Raw genomic sequence first — 20047 nt, 5'->3', positions numbered from 1 at the left:
TTGAGGCAAACATGGCAGAACAAACCGCTTCGGGCTATATCCAGCACCACTTGCAGAACCTGACTTTCGGGCGTCTGCCTACTGGTGACTGGGGTTTTGCCCACGATGCAGCACAAGCAAAAGCAATGGGCTTCTGGGCATTCCACGTGGACACCCTGGGCTGGTCCGTGGCACTGGGCCTGCTCTTCGTCCTGCTGTTCCGCTGGGCGGCGAAAAAAGCCACTTCCGGTCAGCCGGGTGGCCTACAGAACTTCGTCGAAGTGATGGTCGAGTTCGTCGACGGCAGCGTCAAGGACACCTTCCACGGCCGTAACCCGCTGATTGCACCGTTGTCGCTGACGATATTCGTCTGGATCTTCCTGATGAACGCCATCGACCTGGTGCCGGTGGACTGGATTCCTCAGGTGGCGGCGTTCATTTCCGGTAATGAGCATCTGGTGTTCCGCGCCGTGCCGACCACGGATCCGAATGCCACCCTGGCCATGTCCCTGTCGGTGTTCGCGCTGATCATCTTCTACAGCATCAAGGTCAAGGGCATCGGTGGTTTCATCGGCGAACTGACCCTGCACCCGTTCAGCAGCAAAAACCTGTTCGTTCAAGCGCTGTTTATTCCGGTCAACTTCCTGCTGGAGTTCGTGACCCTGGTGGCCAAGCCGATTTCGCTGGCACTGCGTCTGTTCGGCAACATGTATGCCGGCGAACTGGTGTTCATCCTGATCGCCGTGATGTTTGGCACAGGCATTCTCTGGCTGAGTGGCCTGGGGGTCGCACTGCAGTGGGCGTGGGCAGTGTTCCACATCCTGATCATCACCCTGCAGGCGTTCATCTTCATGGTGCTGACCATCATCTATCTGTCGCTGGCGCACGAAGATAACCATTAAAAACGCGTAGCGCACCCGATGACTTTTTCCCTTCAGGGAGAAGGTGCCCGAAGGGCGGAAGAGGGTGTGGTGCGGTGTTTTGAGTGGAGGCCCGTAAGGGCAAAGGCAAGAACTGATTTCGCTTTACCGCTTTACCTTAACAACCTTAACCAATACGACATAAAAAGTCGGGAGGAAAGATGGAAACTGTAGTTGGTCTGACCGCGATCGCCGTTGCTCTGCTGATTGGCCTGGGTGCCTTGGGTACCGCCATTGGTTTCGGCCTGCTGGGCGGCAAGTTCCTGGAAGGCGCAGCGCGTCAGCCGGAAATGGTTCCGATGCTGCAAGTTAAAATGTTCATCGTCGCTGGTCTGCTGGACGCCGTGACCATGATCGGCGTTGGTATCGCACTGTTCTTCACCTTCGCGAACCCCTTCGTTGGTCAACTCGCAGGCTAATCACTCGATTACGAGTGATTGGTTTGACGGACAACGAACGAGCGAGGTGTTGGCGTGAACATTAATGCAACCCTGATTGGCCAGTCCGTTGCCTTCTTCATCTTTGTGCTGTTCTGCATGAAGTTCGTGTGGCCTCCGGTCATCGCGGCTTTGCAGGAGCGTCAGAAGAAGATTGCGGATGGGCTGGACGCTGCCAGCCGTGCGGCTCGTGATTTGGAGCTCGCCCACGAAAAAGTGGGTCAGCAACTGCGCGAAGCCAAAACCCAGGCAGCTGAAATCATTGAGCAAGCCAAGAAGCGCGCTACCCAGATCGTCGACGAAGCTCGCGATCAGGCCCGTGTTGAAGGTGAGCGCCTGAAGACTCAGGCTCAGGCCGAGATCGAACAGGAACTGAACGGTGTCAAAGACGCCCTGCGGGCCCAACTGGGTGGCTTGGCGATCAGCGGTGCTGAGAAGATTCTGGGCGCCACTATCGACCGTAACGCGCATGCGGAGCTGGTTTCCAAACTGGCAGCCGAAATTTAAGCGAGGGCGCGATCATGGCAGAACTGACCACGCTGGCCCGACCTTACGCCAAGGCTGCCTTCGAGCACGCTCAGGCCCACCAGCAACTGGCCAATTGGTCAGCCATGCTCGGCCTGGCTGCAGCGGTGTCGCAAGACGACACCATGCAGCGCGTGCTCACGGCCCCGCGTCTGACGAGTACAGAAAAGGCCACCGCTTTTATCGAAGTGTGTGGTGACAAGTTCAACGCCCAGGCATGTAACTTCATTTCCGTGGTTTCCGAGAACGACCGTTTGGGTCTGTTGCCGGCAATCGCCGAGCTGTTCGAGCAGTACAAGGCCGAGCAGGAAAAATCGGTGGACGTGGAAGTGACCAGTGCCTTCGCATTGAGCGCAGAACAGCAAGACAAACTCGCCAAGGTTCTCAGCGCACGGCTCAGCCGGGAAGTGCGTCTGCACGTCGTGGAAGACTCCGCCCTCATCGGTGGTGTCGTGGTCCGCGCCGGCGACCTGGTTATCGATGGCTCGGTTCGCGGCAAGCTCGCGAAACTGGCCGAAGCGTTGAAATCTTGAGTTTGAAGGGGCAGCAGAGCAATGCAGCAACTCAATCCTTCCGAAATTAGTGAAATCATCAAGGGACGTATCGAGAAACTCGACGTCTCTTCCCAAGCCCGTAACGAAGGCACCATCGTCAGCCTGTCCGACGGTATCGTGCGCATCCACGGTCTGGCCGACGTAATGTACGGCGAAATGATCGAGTTCCCGGGCGGCGTCTACGGTATGGCGCTGAACCTGGAGCAAGATTCCGTGGGCGCGGTAGTGCTCGGCGGCTACCTCGGCCTGGCCGAGGGCATGAGCGCCAAGTGCACCGGCCGCATCCTGGAAGTACCGGTTGGTCCGGAACTGCTGGGCCGCGTGGTCGATGCCCTGGGTAACCCGATCGATGGCAAAGGCCCGATCAATGCTCAAGCCACCGACGCCGTCGAGAAAGTCGCGCCGGGCGTGATCTGGCGTAAGTCGGTCGACCAGCCGGTGCAGACCGGTTACAAGTCGGTCGATGCCATGATCCCGGTAGGCCGTGGCCAGCGCGAGCTGATCATCGGCGACCGTCAGATCGGTAAGACTGCCCTGGCCGTCGACGCCATCATCAACCAGAAAGACAGCGGCATCCGCTGCGTCTACGTGGCCATCGGTCAGAAGCAATCGACCATCGCCAACGTGGTGCGCAAGCTGGAAGAAAACGGCGCCCTGGCCAACACCATCGTGGTGGCTGCCAGCGCTTCCGAATCCGCCGCGCTGCAATACCTGGCGCCGTACTCCGGCTGCACCATGGGCGAGTACTTCCGCGACCGCGGCGAAGACGCGCTGATCGTCTATGACGATCTGTCCAAGCAAGCCGTGGCGTATCGCCAGATCTCCCTGCTGCTGCGCCGTCCGCCAGGCCGTGAAGCCTACCCGGGCGACGTGTTCTATCTCCACAGCCGTCTGCTGGAGCGCGCTTCCCGCGTTTCCGAAGAGTATGTCGAGAAGTTCACCAATGGCGCCGTGAAGGGCAAGACTGGCTCCCTGACCGCTCTGCCGATCATCGAAACCCAAGCAGGCGACGTTTCCGCGTTCGTTCCGACCAACGTGATCTCGATCACCGACGGTCAGATCTTCCTGGAATCGGCCATGTTCAACTCGGGTATCCGTCCGGCCGTCAACGCCGGTATTTCGGTATCCCGTGTGGGCGGTGCAGCGCAGACCAAGATCATCAAGAAGCTCTCCGGTGGTATCCGTACCGCTCTGGCTCAGTATCGTGAACTGGCGGCCTTCGCCCAGTTCGCATCCGACCTGGACGAAGCCACCCGCAAGCAGCTCGAGCATGGTCAGCGCGTCACCGAGCTGATGAAGCAGAAGCAGTATGCGCCGATGTCCATCGCCGACATGTCGCTGTCGCTGTATGCCGCCGAGCGCGGCTTCCTGCAGGACATCGAAGTTGCCAAGATCATCAGCTTCGAGCAGGCCCTGATCGCCTACTTCAACCGTGATCACGCCGCCCTGATGGCGAAGATCAACGAGAAGGGTGACTTCAATGACGACATCGATGGCCAGCTGAAAGCCGGTATCGAGAAGTTCAAGGCCACCCAAACCTGGTAAGCCGCAGCGGGGGTCGCAAGATCCCCGCCTGCTAACCCGATAGGTGTTACATGGCAGGCGCAAAAGAGATTCGCAGCAAGATTGCGAGCATCAAAAGCACGCAGAAGATCACCAGCGCCATGGAAAAGGTGGCGGTCAGCAAGATGCGCAGGGCTCAACTGCGCATGGCGGCCGGCCGTCCCTACGCGGAGCGTATCCGCCAGGTGATTGGTCATCTGGCCAACGCCAACCCGGAATACCGTCACCCGTTCATGGTCGAGCGTGAAGTCAAGCGCGCCGGTTATATCGTGGTGAGTTCCGACCGTGGTCTGTGCGGTGGTCTGAATACCAACCTGTTCAAGGCTCTGGTCAAGGACATGGCGAGCAATCGCGAGCAAGGCGTAGAGGTTGATCTCTGCGTGATTGGCAGCAAGGGTGCGGCGTTCTTCCGCAACTTTGGTGGCAATGTCGTTGCTGCGATCAGTCACCTGGGCGAGGAACCGTCGATCAATGATCTGATCGGCAGCGTCAAGGTGATGCTCGATGCCTACCTCGAAGGTCGCATCGATCGTCTGTCCGTGGTCTCGAACAAGTTCATCAATACCATGACGCAAAAGCCGACAGTGGAGCAGCTGGTTCCGCTGGTGGCGACTCCGGATGAAGAGCTCAAGCACCACTGGGACTACCTCTACGAGCCCGACGCCAAACAGCTGCTCGACGGCCTGATGGTGCGCTACGTGGAATCGCAGGTATACCAGGCGGTGGTTGAGAACAACGCAGCCGAACAGGCTGCGCGGATGATCGCGATGAAGAACGCCACCGACAACGCCGGTGACCTGATCAGCGAATTGCAGCTGGTCTACAACAAGGCGCGTCAGGCAGCGATCACCCAAGAAATTTCGGAAATCGTCGGCGGCGCTGCCGCGGTTTAAGAACGGTTCAAATATTCAGAGGAACCAGATATGAGTAGCGGACGTATCGTTCAAATCATCGGCGCCGTTATCGACGTGGAATTCCCGCGTGACCAGGTGCCGAACGTCTACGAGGCGCTGAAAGTACAAGGCGCTGAAACCACCCTGGAAGTCCAGCAGCAGCTGGGCGACGGCGTGGTACGTACCATCGCAATGGGTTCGACCGAAGGCCTCAAGCGTGGCCTGGAGATCAGCAGCACTGGCAAGGCCATCTCTGTGCCGGTCGGTAAAGCGACCCTGGGCCGGATCATGGACGTGCTGGGCAACCCGATCGACGAAGCCGGTCCTATCGGCGAAGAAGAGCAGTGGGAAATCCACCGCCCTGCACCGACCTATGCCGAGCAATCGAGCTCCAACGAACTGCTGGAAACCGGCATCAAGGTTATCGACCTGGTCTGCCCGTTCGCCAAGGGCGGTAAAGTCGGTCTGTTCGGTGGTGCCGGTGTCGGCAAGACCGTAAACATGATGGAGCTGATCCGTAACATCGCCATCGAACACAGCGGTTATTCCGTGTTCGCCGGGGTGGGTGAGCGTACTCGTGAGGGTAACGACTTCTACCACGAGATGAAGGACTCCAATGTTCTCGACAAAGTGGCTCTGGTTTACGGCCAGATGAACGAGCCGCCAGGCAACCGTCTGCGCGTGGCCCTGACCGGCCTGACCATGGCCGAGAAGTTCCGGGACGAAGGTCGTGACGTTCTGTTGTTCGTCGACAACATCTACCGTTACACCCTGGCCGGTACCGAAGTATCCGCGCTGCTGGGCCGTATGCCGTCCGCAGTGGGTTATCAGCCGACCCTGGCCGAGGAAATGGGCGTTCTGCAAGAGCGCATCACCTCCACCAAGACCGGTTCGATCACCTCGATCCAGGCCGTCTACGTACCTGCGGACGACCTGACCGACCCGTCGCCGGCGACTACCTTCGCCCACTTGGACGCTACCGTGGTACTGTCCCGTGACATCGCTTCGCTGGGCATCTACCCGGCCGTCGATCCGCTGGACTCCACCTCGCGCCAGCTCGACCCGCTGGTGATCGGTCAGGATCACTACGACACCGCGCGTGGCGTACAGTATGTTCTGCAGCGCTACAAAGAGCTGAAGGACATCATCGCGATCCTCGGTATGGACGAACTGTCGGAAGCCGACAAGCAGCTGGTATCCCGTGCGCGGAAGATCCAGCGCTTCCTGTCCCAGCCGTTCTTCGTGGCCGAAGTATTCACCGGTTCGCCGGGCAAATACGTGTCGCTGAAGGACACCATCGCTGGCTTCAAGGGCATCCTCAACGGTGAATACGACCACCTGCCGGAGCAGGCGTTCTACATGGTCGGCGGCATCGAAGAAGCCATCGAGAAAGCGAAGAAACTCTAACCCTGGAGCGCCCGGCAACGGGCGCTGACCTGAGGTAAAGGTATGGCTATTACTGTCCATTGCGATATCGTCAGCGCCGAAGCGGAGATCTTCTCCGGTCTGGTCGAGATGGTGATTGCGCACGGTAACCTGGGTGATCTGGGCATCGCTCCGGGCCACGCGCCGCTGATCACCGATCTCAAGCCGGGCCCGATTCGTCTGGTCAAGCAAGGTGGCGAGCAGGAGGTGTTCTACATCTCCGGCGGTTTCCTCGAAGTGCAGCCGAACATGGTGAAGGTCCTGGCCGATACCGTGACCCGTGCTGCCGATCTGGATGAAGCCTCCGCCCAGCAGGCGCTGAAGGATGCCGAGAAGGCTCTGCACAGCAAAGGTGCCGAGTTTGACTACGGTTCCGCCGCGGCGCGTCTGGCCGAGGCCGCAGCGCAGCTGCGCACGCTTCAGCAGGTGCGCAGGAAGTTCGGCGGCTAAGCCGCAGTCTTCATCGCGAACCAGTAAAAGGGTAGCCTTGGCTACCCTTTTGCTTTTCTGCAATTCCGCCCCGCTTGGGCTGTTCAGGATCTATCGCTATGTCCCTCGATATCGTTATTCTCGCCGCCGGCCAGGGCACCCGCATGCGTTCAGCGCTGCCGAAAGTGCTGCATCCGCTGGCCGGTAAATCCATGCTCGGTCATGTGCTTGATACGGCGCGGCAGCTGCAGCCGCAGGATATCCATGTGGTGATCGGCCATGGCGCCGAGCAGGTGCGCGAGCGGCTGGCGGCGGATGACTTGAGTTTTGTTCTGCAAGCCGAACAGCTGGGCACCGGCCATGCCGTGGCCCAGGCGCTGCCGGGCTTGAGCGCCGAACGGGTGCTGATCCTGTACGGCGATGTACCGCTGATCGAAGCGGCAACCCTGGAACGCCTGCTGGCCAAGGTCGGTCCGCAGCAACTGGCCCTGCTCACCGTCGAGTTGCCCGACCCGACCGGCTACGGCCGCATCCTTCGCGATGCCAACGGGGTGGTGACGGCGATCGTCGAGCACAAGGATGCTACCCCTGCGCAACGGGCGATCCGCGAGGGCAATACCGGCATTCTCGCAGTGCCTGGCAAGCGTCTGGCCGAGTGGCTGGCACGCCTGTCGAACGACAACGTCCAGGGCGAGTATTACCTCACCGACGTGATCGCCATGGCGGTGGCCGATGGTTTGGTGGTCGCCACCGAACAGGCGCACGACGCCATGGAAGTGCAGGGCGCCAATGACCGCATCCAGTTGGCCGAGCTTGAGCGCCATTACCAGCAGCGTGCCGCGCGCCGGCTGATGGCCGCGGGTGTGACGCTGCGCGATCCGGCGCGGTTCGATGTGCGCGGCGAGGTGACGGTCGGCCGCGATGTACTGATCGACGTCAACGTGATCCTCGAAGGTCGGGTGGTGATCGAGGACAACGTCGAGATCGGCCCCAATTGCGTGATCCGCAACAGCACCTTGCGCCGGGGGGCGGTGGTCAAGGCCAACAGTCACTTGGACGGCGCCGAGCTGGGCGAGGGTGCCGACTGCGGGCCGTTCGCGCGCCTGCGTCCGGGCACGGTGCTGGGGGCCAAGGCACATGTCGGCAACTTCGTCGAGGTCAAGAATGCCCGTCTCGGCGAGGGCTCCAAGGCTGGCCATCTGACCTACTTGGGCGATGCCGAGATCGGCGCCAACTGCAATATCGGCGCCGGTACCATCACCTGCAACTACGACGGCGCCAACAAGCACCGGACCGTGTTGGGTGACGAAGTCTTCATCGGTTCGAACAATTCGCTGGTGGCGCCGCTGACCATCGGCGCTGGCAGCACCACCGGTGCCGGCTCCACCGTGACCCAGGATGTGCCGGCGCAGAGCCTGGCCATCGGCCGGGCCAAGCAGCGCAATATCGACGGCTGGCAGCGCCCGCTGAAGAGCAAGAAGTAAGGCGAACATGCGTTGACCAAAGGCGGCCACGGCCGCCTTTGGTCTTTTATGGGCTTGACGCAAAAGCTTCGTTAGGTTTTGATTTGCGCAATTATCTTTCGAATCGAAACTTAGTCCATGTCGAAGCGCAACACCCCTCAGCGGCGCCATGCGATTCTTGCGCTCCTCGCGGAGCAGGGCGAGGTCAGCGTGGATGAGTTGGCGAAACGCTTCGCCACTTCGGAAGTTACGATTCGCAAGGATCTGGCCGCGCTGGAAACCCATGGCCTGCTGCTGCGCCGCTACGGCGGCGCGGTGCCGATGCCGCAGGAACTGATCAGCGACAGCAGCCAGCCGGTGTCGCGTTACAAGCTGGCCATCGCCCGCGCGGCGGTGGTCTGCATCCGCGAACATGCGCGGATCATCATCGACAGCGGCAGCACCACGGCGGCGATGATTCCCGAACTGGGCCACAAGCCCGGGCTGGTGGTGATGACCAATTCGCTGAATGTGGCCACCGCCCTCAGCGAGCTGGAACACGAGCCGGTACTGCTGATGACCGGCGGCACCTGGGACCCGCATTCCGAATCGTTCCAGGGCCAAGTCGCCGAACAGGTGCTGCGCTCCTACGATTTCGACCAACTGTTCATCGGCGCCGATGGCATCGATCTGCAGCGCGGCACCACCACCTTCAACGAGCTGCTCGGCCTGTCGCGGGTGATGGCGGAAGTTGCCCGCGAAGTCATAGTCATGGTCGAGGCCGACAAGTTCGGTCGCAAGATTCCCAACCTGGAACTGCCCTGGAGCAGCATCCATACCCTGATCACCGATGAGCGCCTGCCCGAAGCGGCGCGCGAACATATCCTCGCCCGCGGCATCAAGCTGATCTGCGCCGCGGCCTGAACTGCTAAGGAGACTTCTATGTGTGGCATCGTTGGCGCCATCGCCGAGCGCAACATCACCGCGATCCTGGTCGAGGGCCTCAAGCGTCTGGAATACCGCGGCTACGACAGCGCCGGGCTGGCGGTATTCAGCAACGCCGGGCTATTGGAGCGGTGTCGCCGCGTGGGCAAGGTCAGCGAACTGGAGCAGGCCCTGGCCGACGAACCGCTGGCCGGCCAGTTGGGCATCGCCCACACCCGCTGGGCCACCCACGGTGCGCCCAGCGAGCGCAATGCCCACCCGCATTTCTCCGGGCATGATCTGGCGGTGGTGCACAACGGCATCATCGAAAACCATGAGGCCTTGCGTGAACGCCTCAAGGGTCTGGGCTACGTGTTTAGCTCGGATACCGACACCGAGGTCATCGTCCACCTGCTGGAGCACAAGTTGCAGGAGCTCGGCGATCTCACCGTCGCCCTCAAGGCGGTGGTCGCCGAACTGCACGGCGCTTACGGCCTGGCGGTGATCAGCGCCAAGCAGCCGGACCGCCTGCTCGCCGCCCGCAGCGGCAGCCCGCTGGTGATCGGCTTGGGGCATGGCGAAAACTTCCTCGCTTCCGATCAGCTTGCTCTAAGGCAGGTGACTGACCGCTTCATGTACCTGGAGGAAGGCGATATCGCCGAAATCCACCGCGACGGCGTACAGATCTGGGACGTCGCCGGGCAGCCGGTGCAACGTGAGCAGGTGCAGTATCGCGACGGCGCCGAAGCCGCCGACAAGGGGGCCTACCGGCACTTCATGCTGAAGGAGATCCACGAGCAGCCGCAGGTGGTGCAGCGCACCCTGGAAGGCCGCTTGGGTGCCGATCATGTGCTGGTGGAGGCGTTCGGTCCGCAGGCGGCGGAACTGTTCGCCAAGGTGCGCAATGTGCAGATCGTCGCCTGCGGCACCAGCTATCACGCCGGCATGGTCGCCCGTTATTGGCTCGAGGAGCTGGCGGGGATCCCCTGCCAGGTCGAGGTGGCCAGCGAGTTCCGCTACCGCAAGGTGGTGGTGCAGCCAGATACCCTGTTCGTCAGCATTTCCCAGTCCGGCGAGACCGCCGATACCCTCGCCGCCCTGCGCAATGGCAAGGCGCGTTCTGCAACAGACGGGCGCTATCTCGCCAGCCTGGCGATCTGTAACGTTGGCATCAGCTCGTTGGTGCGCGAGTCGGACTTGACCTTGCTGACCCAGGCCGGGCCGGAGATCGGCGTGGCCTCGACCAAGGCCTTCACCACCCAGCTAGTCGCCCTGATGCTGCTGACCCTGGCTCTCGGCCGGGTGCGCGGCAGCTTGGCTGCGGCGCTCGAGGCCGAACTGGTGGACGAACTGCGCCGCCTACCGAGCCGCCTGGACGAGGCGCTGGCATTGGACAAGGCGGTGGAGAAAATTGCCGAGCTGTTCGCCGAGAAGCACCATACCCTGTTCCTCGGCCGCGGCGCGCAATACCCGGTGGCGTTGGAAGGTGCGCTGAAGCTCAAGGAGATCTCCTACATCCACGCCGAGGCCTATCCGGCCGGCGAGCTCAAGCACGGGCCGCTGGCGCTGGTCGACAGCGACATGCCAGTGGTCACCGTGGCGCCCAACAACGAGCTGCTGGAGAAGCTCAAGTCCAACCTGCAGGAAGTGCGCGCACGTGGCGGCCAACTGATCGTCTTCGCCGACCAGCAGGCCGGCCTGGGCAACGGCGAGGGTACCCACGTGCTGGCGGTGCCGCATATCTGCGATGCGCTGGCACCGATCCTCTACACCATCCCGTTGCAGCTGCTGTCCTACCATGTGGCCGTGCTCAAGGGCACCGACGTCGACCAGCCGCGCAACCTGGCGAAATCGGTGACCGTGGAATAACGTCGGCCTCCCCCCGCGCCAGTGGTCTTCAGGAATGAAGACTGTTGGGCCGGAACATGAACTGTCGGGGAGAGCGTGACTGAGCGCTGTCCCTGGCAGCCCCTCCCTTGACCTTATTCCAGGTTGATCCAACCTCAGCTTTTCAATAGGTACCAGCACCGAGTGCTTGATCCAGAGCCTCAAGCATAAGGTCGGCATGCTCCTTCTCGAAAGCCAGAAGCGGACGGATCTTGAGGATGTTCTCCCGAGGGCCTGCGGCGCTGATCAGAACGCCGCGCTCACGCAAGTCGTTGACGATGCGTCGGGTGGCCAACGGCGCCGGCTCTTTGGTCTCCCGGTCGCTGACCAGTTCGATACCGAAAAACATCCCCGCTCCGCGCACGTCGCCGATCAGCTCGTGGCGTTCGGCGAGGCGGCGTAAACCCTGCAGCAGATAGCCGCCAAGCTCCGCCGAGCGCTGTTGCAGGCCTTCCTCCTGGATGATGTCCAGCACCGCCTTGGCAGCGGCGCAGGAGACAGGGTTCCCGCCGAAGGTATTGAAGTAGCGCACGCTACGGCCAAAACTTTCGATCACCTCCGCCCGTGCCACCACCCCGGCGATGGGCTGGCCGTTACCCATGGGCTTGCCCAGGGTGACGATGTCCGGCTGCACGGCGTGTCGCTGGAAACCCCACATGGTCGAACCGGTGCGGGCAAATCCGGACTGGACTTCGTCGGCGATGTAGAGCAGCCCTTCGGCGCGAGCGGCAGCCACCGCTTCGGCGAGGAAACCGGCGGGATCGGCGAAAACGCCATCGCTGGCGAAGATACCGTCAAGGAGCAGTGCGGCGGGTTTGATGCCATGGGCGCGCAGGTCGGCGATGGCGGCGCGCACGTCGGCGGCGAACGTCGCCGCGACGTTCTCGGCGCCTAGCCGATAGGCGTCCGGCGCGCGCACGGTACGCGCGTGGGCGGGCAGGGTGATGCCGTTGCCGAGGGACGGCGAAAGCTCCGAGATGTCCCCGGTGACGCCGTGATAGGCGAATCGGGTGATGATCACACCTTCTCCGCCGGTGAAGTGACGGGCGATGCGCAGGGCCAGGTCGTTGGCCTCGCTGCCGGTGCAGGTGAACATTACCCGGTCGAGGCCGGCGGAGAAGGTTGCCAGCAACTGTTCGGCGTAATCGAGGATGCCTTCCTGCAGATAGCGCGTGTGGGTATTGAGGTGCGCGGCCTGAGTGCAGATCGCTTCCACCACGCGTGGGTGGCAATGGCCGACCGAGGCCACGTTGTTATAAGCGTCCAGGTAGCGCCGGCCCTGCGCGTCGTAGAGCCAGACGCCTTCGCCGCGCACCGTGTGCAGCGGGCGCTCGTAGAACAGCCGGTAGGCCGGGCCGAGCAGGCGTTCGCGGCGCTCGATCAGGCACCTTTCCTGTTCGTCCAGGCGTTCGGCGTCGGCCGGGCTGAATCCGTTGATCATGCTCATGCGTGCGATTCCTCTTGGCAGGCCTTGGCGAGCTGCTCCTGGGCCTGGAGACGGGACAAGCCGGCCAGCCCCTGCAGGCTCTGCCAGGCGTGATCGGTATTGCGCAGGATGTAGTCGCGGTTCTCAGGGTGCAGGCTGGCGCGCCAGGCCGTGATGCACAGGGTCATCACCAGGCGAGTGGCAATCAGGTCCGCGAGGATCGCCTGCTCGTCCGGCAGCAGCGGATTGCGGCGATGATAGGCGGCGACGAACTCGGCCGCCGGTGACAGGGGGTCGTCGACGCCACCCAGTTGGTAGGCCGCGGCGACCGCCAGGTCGTTGACCAGCGGCGCGTGCACCATGTCGCCGAAGTCGAGGATGTTGCGTATTCGCTCGGGATGCCGCTCGTCGACTATGACGTTGTGCGGGTTGAGATCGTTGTGGATTACCTGCGCCCGCAGTTTCGGAAAGTGGGGCAGGGCCTGTTGCTCGAAATTATCGAGGAAGCGCTCCACCAGGGCGCGCTTGTCCACCTCGTCGATATGCGGAAGCAGGCGACGAAGGCGCGAGGCATGCTTCATGTCCCAGAGCAATTCATGGCCGGACGCGGGGTGGCTGAAATCCTGCAGCGCCCGGTCGAGGCGGCCCAGGGCGTCACCCAGGTTTCGCCGAAGGACCGGGCTGCGCTCAGCGACGCGATGCAGTGGTAGTCCATCGACGAAGGACATCAGGCGTGCAAGCATCAATTGGCCGTCAACCTCCACGGATAGCTGGTAGAACCCGTCCAGCGCCGGGAAGACGCGTTGCACCGGCAGGTCCGGGTCGGCGCGCTGAATGTGCCGCAGCGCGCTGTTCTGGAAATCCACTACCTGCGGATCTTCCAGCGGGTGGGACAGCTTGAGCAGACGCGTCACGCCGTCCGCGTCGGCGATACGGAAGTTCAGATCGCGTTCGCCAGCGAGACGGTGCGTGGCGCCATGAAGGCCGAAGCGTTCGGCGGCGATGGTGGCAGCCTGCTCGAGGCTGACGTGCGCCGGCGCGACTTCCAGCAGGTGGTCGTGGACGGGGGCGGTATTCAGGGACACTGCGGAAAACTCCATCGGATCATGCATGAACAGCCCACCCGGCGGTGCCGGGCGGGCTTGCCGGGTTACTTGCTGGCCCAGGCGTTGAAGCGTTGTTCCAGTTCCTCGCCATGGTCGATCCAGAATTCCGTGTCCGTGGCCCGCGCGTGCTCGAGGTTTTGCGGCGCGGTGGGGAGCTTGGAACGGATCGCCGGGTCGATCAGATTGAGCGTATGGGTGTTGGTCGGGCCATAGGGAATCGCCTCGGCAAAGACCTTCTGGTGCTCGGGGCTGTTGGCCAGCGCGATGAATCGCTCGGCCAGCGCCTTGTTCTTGCTGCCCTTGACGATGGCCCAGTGGTCGAGGTCGTACAGGCTACCGTTCCACTGCATGGCGAACGGCAGGCCTTCCTGCTGCGCGGTGGTGACGCGGCCGTTGTACGCCGAGGTCATCACCACGTCTCCGGCGGCCAGCCATTGAAGCGGTTGCGCGCCGGCCTCCCACCACTGGATGTCGGGCTTGATCTGGTCGAGCTTGCGGAATGCCCGGTCCACGCCTTCCTTCGTGCCAAGCACCTCGTACAGGTCATCCAGCTTCACGCCATCGGCGAGCAAAGCGAATTCCAGGGTGAATTTGGCGCCACGGCGCAGGCCGCGCTTGCCGGGAAAGCGCTTGGTGTCCCAGAAGTCTGCCCAGCTCGTGGGCGCCTGAGCCAGTTTGCTGGCGTCATAGGTGAGCAGGGTGGACCAGATGAAGATGCCGACGCCGCAGTCGCTCACCGCCGCGTCGAGGAAGTCTTCGCGCTTGCCCAGCCTGGACCAGTCCAGTGGTTCGAACAGACCCTCGCTGCAGCCACGCATCAGCTCCGGGGACTCGACTTCGACCACGTCCCAGCTGGTTTGGCCGGTATCGGCCATCACCTTGATCTTGGCCATCTCGCCGTTGTACTCGGCGGCCTGGACGGTGACTTTGTTCTGCGTCGAGAAGGGTTGGTAGAAAGCCTTTTCCTGGGCCTGCTTGTTATCGCCGCCGAACGACACCACGGTAAGCGTGTCGGCTGCGTGGACCTGGACGGCGGCGCCGGCCAGCAACATCAATGCTGCGACTTTCTTGAACATGCGAATGCTCCTTGGTGAACCAGGGTGTTCCGAGGTACAGGGGGCAGCTTGAAGAGTGGGGCGGTTTCGACTCGGGCTGGGGAGCCGGACCGTTCCCGAAAGGTCATGGGGACGAACCCGACGAATAGCGTCGTCTCGAGGGATAGGGCTTGTGCATGCGATGTCCTCCGTTTCCTTGTTGTTGTCATGGGTAGGAGACGGTATTCAATCATCTTTTAATACATGATGCATCATGTATTATTTTCAGGAGTTTTGCGCCATTATCCGTTCGGCATTCATTCACGGCTCAGCCCCTGCAGAGGATGGAATCGATCATGAACGGTCCCAAGACGTTGCTACTCACCGGCGCCAGCCGCGGAATCGGACACGCCACGGTGAAGCATTTCAATGCCGCCGGCTGGCGGGTGTTCACCGCTTCGCGCCAGGACTGGGGTGCTGAATGCCCCTGGGCCGAAGGGCAGCAGAACCACATCCACCTGGACCTGGAAGACATCGAAAGCGTCGAGCGTAGCCTGCCGCTGATCCGCGAGAAGCTGGGCGGCCCGCTACACGCGCTGGTGAACAATGCCGGCATCTCGCCCAAGTCGGCGGCCGGCGGCCGGCTGGGCGTGCTGGAGAGCGACTATGCGACGTGGCTGCGGGTGTTCAACGTCAATCTGTTCTCCACCGCGTTGCTCGCCCGCGGCTTGTTCGAGGAGCTGAAGGCGGCGCGGGGCACCATCATCAACGTCACCTCCATCGCCGGGTCGCGGGTACATCCTTTCGCCGGCGTCGCCTATGCCTCGTCCAAGGCCGCCCTGGCGGCGCTGACCCGGGAAATGGCCTACGACTTCGGCCGCCACGGCGTGCGCGTCAACGCCATCGCGCCGGGGGAGATCGACACCGCGATCCTCTCTTCAGGCACCGAACTGATCGTCGAGCGCGACATTCCCATGCGTCGCCTGGGCATGCCGGAGGAGGTCGCCTCGCTGATCCATTTCCTCTGCACCAATGGTGCGTCCTACGTGAATGGCGCGGAAATCCACGTCAACGGCGGCCAGCACGTGTAGCGCGCTGGCAATCGCGTCCGGCAACGACGATCATTCGCTAGTGACGATTGCCGGGCGCCGCCGCGCCAGAACCCTGACGAGTGCGCATGAACTACCCGATCGAAGGCCTCAACCATTCCTACCTGGGCAGCAGCGTGTACGCGCTGTTGCGCGAGGCGCTGATCACCGGCCGCTTCAAGCCTGACGACAAGCTGCGCATCCGCGACCTGGCGCAGCAGCTAGGCACCAGCGTCACCCCGGTTCGCGATGCCATCCTGCAACTGGCCAAGGAGCAGGCGTTGGTGCTGAAGACGCCGAAGGACATCCGCGTGCCGGTGCTCAGCAAAGAGCAATATCTGGAGATTCGAAGCATCCGCCTCGCGCTGGAAGGCCTGGCAGCAGAAACCGCGGCCAAGCGTGCGATGGCAGAGGAATTGGTGATGCTGGAAGACAACATCAACGCCAATTTGCAGGCGATAAAGCGGGGTGACTTCGTCGCGGCGCTCAAGCTCAACCAGGCCTTCCACTTTGCACTCGCCGAGATCGCCGCCATGCCAATGTTGCGAGGCTTCCTCGACAGTCTGTGGATGCGGACCGGGCCCCTGATCGCGCTGGCATACCACAACTTCTCCGAGCGGATTGCCATCGAGCACCACTGGGAGGTCCTTGACGCCTTGAAGAAAGGCGACGGCCTCGCGGCGAGGGCGGCCATCTGCACCGACATCCAGGACGGGAATGAACATCTGCTCGCCTTCATCGAGCGCAATGACTATTCAGAAAAATGAACTGATGTCGGGCTTTGCGCCCTTCCGACAGTTTTAACCCTGTGCGCTCCTCGAAGCAGTCCTTTTTACCAGGCCCGACAGTTTTTCGATTTCCAGTCAATCCGGCGCGATCCCCAGATTTCCTGGCTTTGCGACGGCAGAGCCGGACAGACTTTATTCCGCAAGTTCACAGCCAGCACAGCAGCTGGCTGGTGCCTGCCTTTTGTTCCGCGGACGTACGGATTGCGATAGATCGGTCAAATCACGGTCATAGACAAGGACTGTTGAGTTGATCGCGTGCTGGACTACGCTTTGCAGTATGTTTTCCCGAACAGGGGGTTCCTATGCTGGCGCAACTCCTGGCGGCCCTACGCGGAATTCAGCTGCCTTTGCGGCTGCGCCTATGGGATGGCCATGAACTCGATCTCGGCCCCGACCCGAGCGTCACCCTGGTATTGCATGACCCGAGCATGGTCGCGCAATTCGCCCATCCCAGCCTGTCTGCCCTGGGCGGTGCCTATGTCGAGGGCAAGCTTGGCCTGGAAGGGCCGATCCGTGAGGTGATCCGCCTCGGCGATGCCCTCAGTCAGGCGCTGATCGGCGAGGGCGGCGGCGCTGCGCCGAAACGGCGGGCGCACGCCAAGGCCACCGATGCGGCGGCGATTTCCTACCACTACGACCTGTCCAACGACTTCTACGCGCTGTGGCTGGACCGCGAGATGGTCTACTCCTGCGCCTATTTCGAGACCGGCGCGGAGGATCTCGACCAGGCCCAGCAGGCCAAGCTCCGCCACCTGTGCCGCAAGCTGCGCCTGCAACCGGGTGAGCGCTTGCTGGATGTCGGTTGTGGCTGGGGCGGGCTGGCGCGCTTCGCCGCCCGTGAGTTCGGCGTGCAGGTGCATGGCATCACCCTCAGCAAGGAACAGCTGGCCCTAGGGCGCCAGCGCGTCAAGGACGAGGGGCTGGAGGGCCGGGTCGAGCTGGAGTTGCGCGACTATCGCGATCTGCCGCGCGATGGCCGCTACGACAAGGTGGTCAGCGTCGGCATGTTCGAACATGTCGGCCATATCAACCTGCCGACCTACTGCCAGCGGCTGTTCGATGCGGTACGTCCCGGCGGCCTGGTGATGAACCACGGCATCACCTCCAAGTACACCGATGGCCGCCCGGTCGGCCGTGGTGCCGGCGAGTTCATCGATCGCTACGTGTTCCCCCATGGCGAACTGCCGCACCTGGCCAGGATGGTCGCCGATCTCAGTGGCGCCGGCCTGGAAGTGGTGGATGTCGAAAGCCTGCGTCTGCATTACGCGCGCACCCTGGAGTTCTGGAGCGAGCGCCTGGAGAACCGTCTGGCCGAAGCGGCGCAGCTGGTGGAGGCGCAGAGCCTGCGCATCTGGCGCCTGTACCTGGCCGGCTGCGCCTATGCCTTCGCCCACGGCTGGATCAACCTGCATCAGATCCTCGCGGTGAAACCGCTGGCGGATGGCTCCCACCAGCTGCCCTGGACCCGTGCCGACCTCTATCGCTGAGCGCTGACGGGCACCCGCGCGCGGGTGCCCGTGGTTTCGCTCTATAGAATCGGCGAAATCAGCCGTGCCACGCGCATACCCAGCTGGCGCAGGCGGGCGATCTGCTGATCGTCGCCGGCAGCCAGTTCGTGCGCATGGCTGAAATCCTCTTCCAGCATGCGCTGCACCTCGCCGGAGAAGGTGCTGTCGAAGGTCAGCAGCATGATCTCGAAATTCAGCCGGAACGAACGGTTGTCCAGGTTGGCACTGCCGATGGCGCTGGTGTCGGCGTCGATCAACAGCACCTTCTGGTGCAGGAAGCCCGGCTGATAACGGAAGATCCGCACCCCGGCGCGCAGGGCCTCGAACGCATACAGGCTAGAGGCGGCATACACCACGCGGTGATCGGGGCGCGCGGGCAGCAGGATGCGCACGTCGACGCCACGCATGACCGCCAGGCGCAGGGCGGCGAACACCGCCTCGTCGGGGATGAAGTAGGGCGTGGTGATCCAGACGCGCCGCCGGGCGGCGTGGATCGCCTCGGCGAAGAACAGCGAGCAGGTCTCCTGGGCATCCGCCGGGCCGCTGACCAGCACTTGGCAGAGCATGCCGCGGCTGGGGTAGGCCGCCGGCAGAATCAGCGGCGGCAACTGTCGCGTCGCCCAGAACCAGTCTTCGGCAAAGGATTCCTGCAGGCAGGCGAGCACCGGCCCCTGCAACTCGATATGGGTGTCGCGCCAGGGCGCCAGCGGCGGTTGGCGGCCGAGGTATTCGTCGCCGACATTGTGGCCGCCGACGAAGCCGCGTTCGCCGTCGACCACCACGATCTTGCGGTGGTTGCGGAAGTTGACCTGGAAGCGGTTGAGCAGCCCGCGGCGGGTGGCGAAGGTGCGTACCTGCACGCCGCCGGCGCGCAGGCGTTCGCTGTAGTGGCTCGGCAGGGCATGACTGCCGATGCCGTCGTAGAGCAGGTAGACCTCCACGCCGGCGGCGGCGCGTTCGAGCAGCAGCTGCTGCAGGCGGCGGCCGAGTTGGTCGTCGTGGACGATGAAGAACTGCACCAGCACCACCTTCCGTGCGCTGGCGATGGCGGCGAAGATCGCCGCGAAGGTGGCTTCGCCATCGATCAGCAGGCGCACCTGGTTGTTGGCCAGCAGGGGCATCGGGCTCAGGCGTGGCAGGGCGCGCAAGCTGCCGAAATACTCCGAGCGCTGCGCCGCCTGGGCTTCCTCGATCCACGGCCGCCAGTTCAGGTCGGCCATGGCCAGCTGCATCTCACGGTTGGCCTGGCGGCGGGCCTGGATATAGGCATCGAAGGTGCTGCGGCCGAACACCAGATAGGGCAGCAGGGTCAGGTAGGGCATGAACAGCAGGGCAATGGCCCAGGCGATCGCGCCCTGCGCGGTGCGCACGCTGAGTACCGCATGGATGGCCGCCACCACGCCGAGCACGTGGGTCAGTGCGATCAGATAACCGAACAGGTGGGGAATACCGAACTCCATGGTCAACCTTTTCCTCTCCAGACCTTCACAGCCTAGCTGAGCGCATCTGGCGGCCGGGGGCAAGTCTGTTCCACGTGAAACCCTATCCGTCCGCACGCAACGGCAAGGCAATGCAGATAGCGTTCACGATGATGAATTTCAGGTAGTGATCGCAGGCCCCCGGTGTTCATCGGCGGCTTGTGGAAAAGATTGGTTGATATCAATTGTTATAGTATAACGTAAGATAAGAAACTGCCGATGCGAACGCCCATGACCGCAGTAGAACTGCTGGCCCAGCCCTCCAACTGTTACATGAACGCTGCCCAGCAGGCGTTCTTCCATGCCCTGTTGCGCGCCCAGCGTCGCGAGCTGCAGGCGCAGATCGACGCCGAGTTCAGGCAGCTGCGCGAGCAGGACCTCAGCAGCGACGCGAATGACCTGGGCAGCGCCGAGGAGCAGCGGCAGCGGCAACTGCGTCTGCTGGAACGGCAGAAGAAGCTGTTGGACAAGATCGACCAGGCCCTGCAACGCCTGGCCCGTGGCGAATACGGCTGGTGTGCACAGAGCGGTGAAGCGATCGGGCTGCGCCGGCTGCTGCTGCGGCCCACCGCGAGCCTGGGCATCGACGCCAAGCAGCGCCAGGAACAACGTGAAAAACATCTGCGTGAGAGTTGAGGATC

General features: G+C 62.7%; 19 protein-coding genes. 15 read left to right on the top strand and 4 right to left on the bottom strand.

Translation table 11 applies throughout. The annotated features are described in order from the left end of the window. Positions 1-11 precede the first annotated feature (11 nt). The 11 genes from atpB to glmS all read left to right on the top strand — a co-directional run bounded on the left by atpB (position 12) and on the right by glmS (position 10960). Entirely contained in the window at positions 12-881 is an 870-nt protein-coding gene (gene atpB / locus D3880_RS22520) for a F0F1 ATP synthase subunit A (RefSeq protein ID WP_119895623.1), read from the top strand. Between the two features lie 179 nt (positions 882-1060). Then, complete coding sequence (gene atpE / locus D3880_RS22515) at positions 1061-1318, top strand: F0F1 ATP synthase subunit C (RefSeq protein WP_002555987.1); 258 nt, start codon at positions 1061-1063, stop codon at positions 1316-1318. A gap of 54 nt (positions 1319-1372) precedes the next feature. Continuing rightward, complete coding sequence (locus tag D3880_RS22510; RefSeq protein WP_119895622.1) at positions 1373-1843, top strand: F0F1 ATP synthase subunit B; 471 nt, start codon at positions 1373-1375, stop codon at positions 1841-1843. 14 nt (positions 1844-1857) lie between these two features. Then, on the top strand, positions 1858-2394 hold the full coding sequence (locus tag D3880_RS22505) for a F0F1 ATP synthase subunit delta (protein WP_119895621.1): 537 nt from the start codon (positions 1858-1860) through the stop codon (positions 2392-2394). Positions 2395-2415: 21 nt separating this feature from the next. Next, complete coding sequence (gene atpA, locus D3880_RS22500; protein WP_119895620.1) at positions 2416-3960, top strand: F0F1 ATP synthase subunit alpha; 1545 nt, start codon at positions 2416-2418, stop codon at positions 3958-3960. Positions 3961-4010: 50 nt separating this feature from the next. Beyond that, entirely contained in the window at positions 4011-4871 is an 861-nt protein-coding gene (gene atpG / locus D3880_RS22495; protein WP_119895619.1) for a F0F1 ATP synthase subunit gamma, read from the top strand. A 30-nt stretch (positions 4872-4901) separates the two neighbouring features. Beyond that, positions 4902-6278, top strand: coding sequence for a F0F1 ATP synthase subunit beta (gene atpD, locus D3880_RS22490; RefSeq protein WP_119895618.1), 1377 nt, complete (start codon positions 4902-4904; stop codon positions 6276-6278). A 42-nt stretch (positions 6279-6320) separates the two neighbouring features. Continuing rightward, a complete protein-coding gene (locus D3880_RS22485) occupies positions 6321-6746 on the top strand; it encodes a F0F1 ATP synthase subunit epsilon (RefSeq protein ID WP_119895617.1) in 426 nt (141 codons plus the stop codon). Between the two features lie 98 nt (positions 6747-6844). Then, on the top strand, positions 6845-8209 hold the full coding sequence (gene glmU, locus D3880_RS22480) for a bifunctional UDP-N-acetylglucosamine diphosphorylase/glucosamine-1-phosphate N-acetyltransferase GlmU (protein WP_119895616.1): 1365 nt from the start codon (positions 6845-6847) through the stop codon (positions 8207-8209). Positions 8210-8326: 117 nt separating this feature from the next. Further along, a complete protein-coding gene (locus tag D3880_RS22475) occupies positions 8327-9091 on the top strand; it encodes a DeoR/GlpR family DNA-binding transcription regulator (RefSeq protein ID WP_119895615.1) in 765 nt (254 codons plus the stop codon). A gap of 18 nt (positions 9092-9109) precedes the next feature. Further along, positions 9110-10960, top strand: coding sequence for a glutamine--fructose-6-phosphate transaminase (isomerizing) (gene glmS, locus D3880_RS22470; RefSeq protein WP_119895614.1), 1851 nt, complete (start codon positions 9110-9112; stop codon positions 10958-10960). A gap of 142 nt (positions 10961-11102) precedes the next feature. Here glmS and D3880_RS22465 read toward each other — a convergent pair whose 3' ends face one another. The 3 genes from D3880_RS22465 to D3880_RS22455 all read right to left on the bottom strand — a co-directional run bounded on the left by D3880_RS22465 (position 11103) and on the right by D3880_RS22455 (position 14586). Then, positions 11103-12425 carry an aspartate aminotransferase family protein gene (locus D3880_RS22465; protein ID WP_119895613.1) on the bottom strand — a complete coding sequence of 441 codons (1323 nt, stop codon included), beginning with the start codon at positions 12423-12425 and terminating at the stop codon, positions 11103-11105. Continuing rightward, positions 12422-13489 carry a phosphotransferase gene (locus tag D3880_RS22460; protein WP_119895612.1) on the bottom strand — a complete coding sequence of 356 codons (1068 nt, stop codon included), beginning with the start codon at positions 13487-13489 and terminating at the stop codon, positions 12422-12424. The genes D3880_RS22465 and D3880_RS22460 overlap by 4 nt, the downstream gene beginning before the upstream one ends. Before the next feature lie 65 nt (positions 13490-13554). Next, positions 13555-14586, bottom strand: a complete 1032-nt coding sequence (locus D3880_RS22455) for an ABC transporter substrate-binding protein (RefSeq protein ID WP_119895611.1) — start codon at positions 14584-14586, stop codon at positions 13555-13557. A gap of 314 nt (positions 14587-14900) precedes the next feature. On the opposite strand from D3880_RS22455, the gene D3880_RS22450 reads away from it, so the two are divergent. The 3 genes from D3880_RS22450 (at position 14901) to cfaB (ending at position 17907) form a co-directional block, all read left to right on the top strand. Next, entirely contained in the window at positions 14901-15635 is a 735-nt protein-coding gene (locus tag D3880_RS22450) for an SDR family NAD(P)-dependent oxidoreductase (protein WP_119895610.1), read from the top strand. Between the two features lie 86 nt (positions 15636-15721). Further along, positions 15722-16399, top strand: a complete 678-nt coding sequence (locus D3880_RS22445; protein WP_119895609.1) for a GntR family transcriptional regulator — start codon at positions 15722-15724, stop codon at positions 16397-16399. Between the two features lie 323 nt (positions 16400-16722). Further along, complete coding sequence (gene cfaB / locus D3880_RS22440; protein WP_119895608.1) at positions 16723-17907, top strand: C17 cyclopropane fatty acid synthase CfaB; 1185 nt, start codon at positions 16723-16725, stop codon at positions 17905-17907. Positions 17908-17948: 41 nt separating this feature from the next. On the opposite strand, the gene cls is transcribed toward cfaB, so the two are convergent. Continuing rightward, a complete protein-coding gene (cls, locus tag D3880_RS22435) occupies positions 17949-19388 on the bottom strand; it encodes a cardiolipin synthase (protein ID WP_119895607.1) in 1440 nt (479 codons plus the stop codon). A gap of 249 nt (positions 19389-19637) precedes the next feature. Between cls and D3880_RS22430 the strand changes: the two genes are divergently transcribed. Further along, positions 19638-20042 carry a TraR/DksA C4-type zinc finger protein gene (locus D3880_RS22430; RefSeq protein ID WP_119895606.1) on the top strand — a complete coding sequence of 135 codons (405 nt, stop codon included), beginning with the start codon at positions 19638-19640 and terminating at the stop codon, positions 20040-20042. Positions 20043-20047: the final 5 nt, after the last annotated feature.

Origin of the sequence: Pseudomonas cavernae, from assembly GCF_003595175.1 — a bacterium.
Lineage (GTDB): Bacteria > Pseudomonadota > Gammaproteobacteria > Pseudomonadales > Pseudomonadaceae > Aquipseudomonas > Aquipseudomonas cavernae.
The sequence above is the reverse complement of the archived record's forward strand: the minus strand, read 5'-3'. Positions and strand labels throughout refer to the sequence as shown.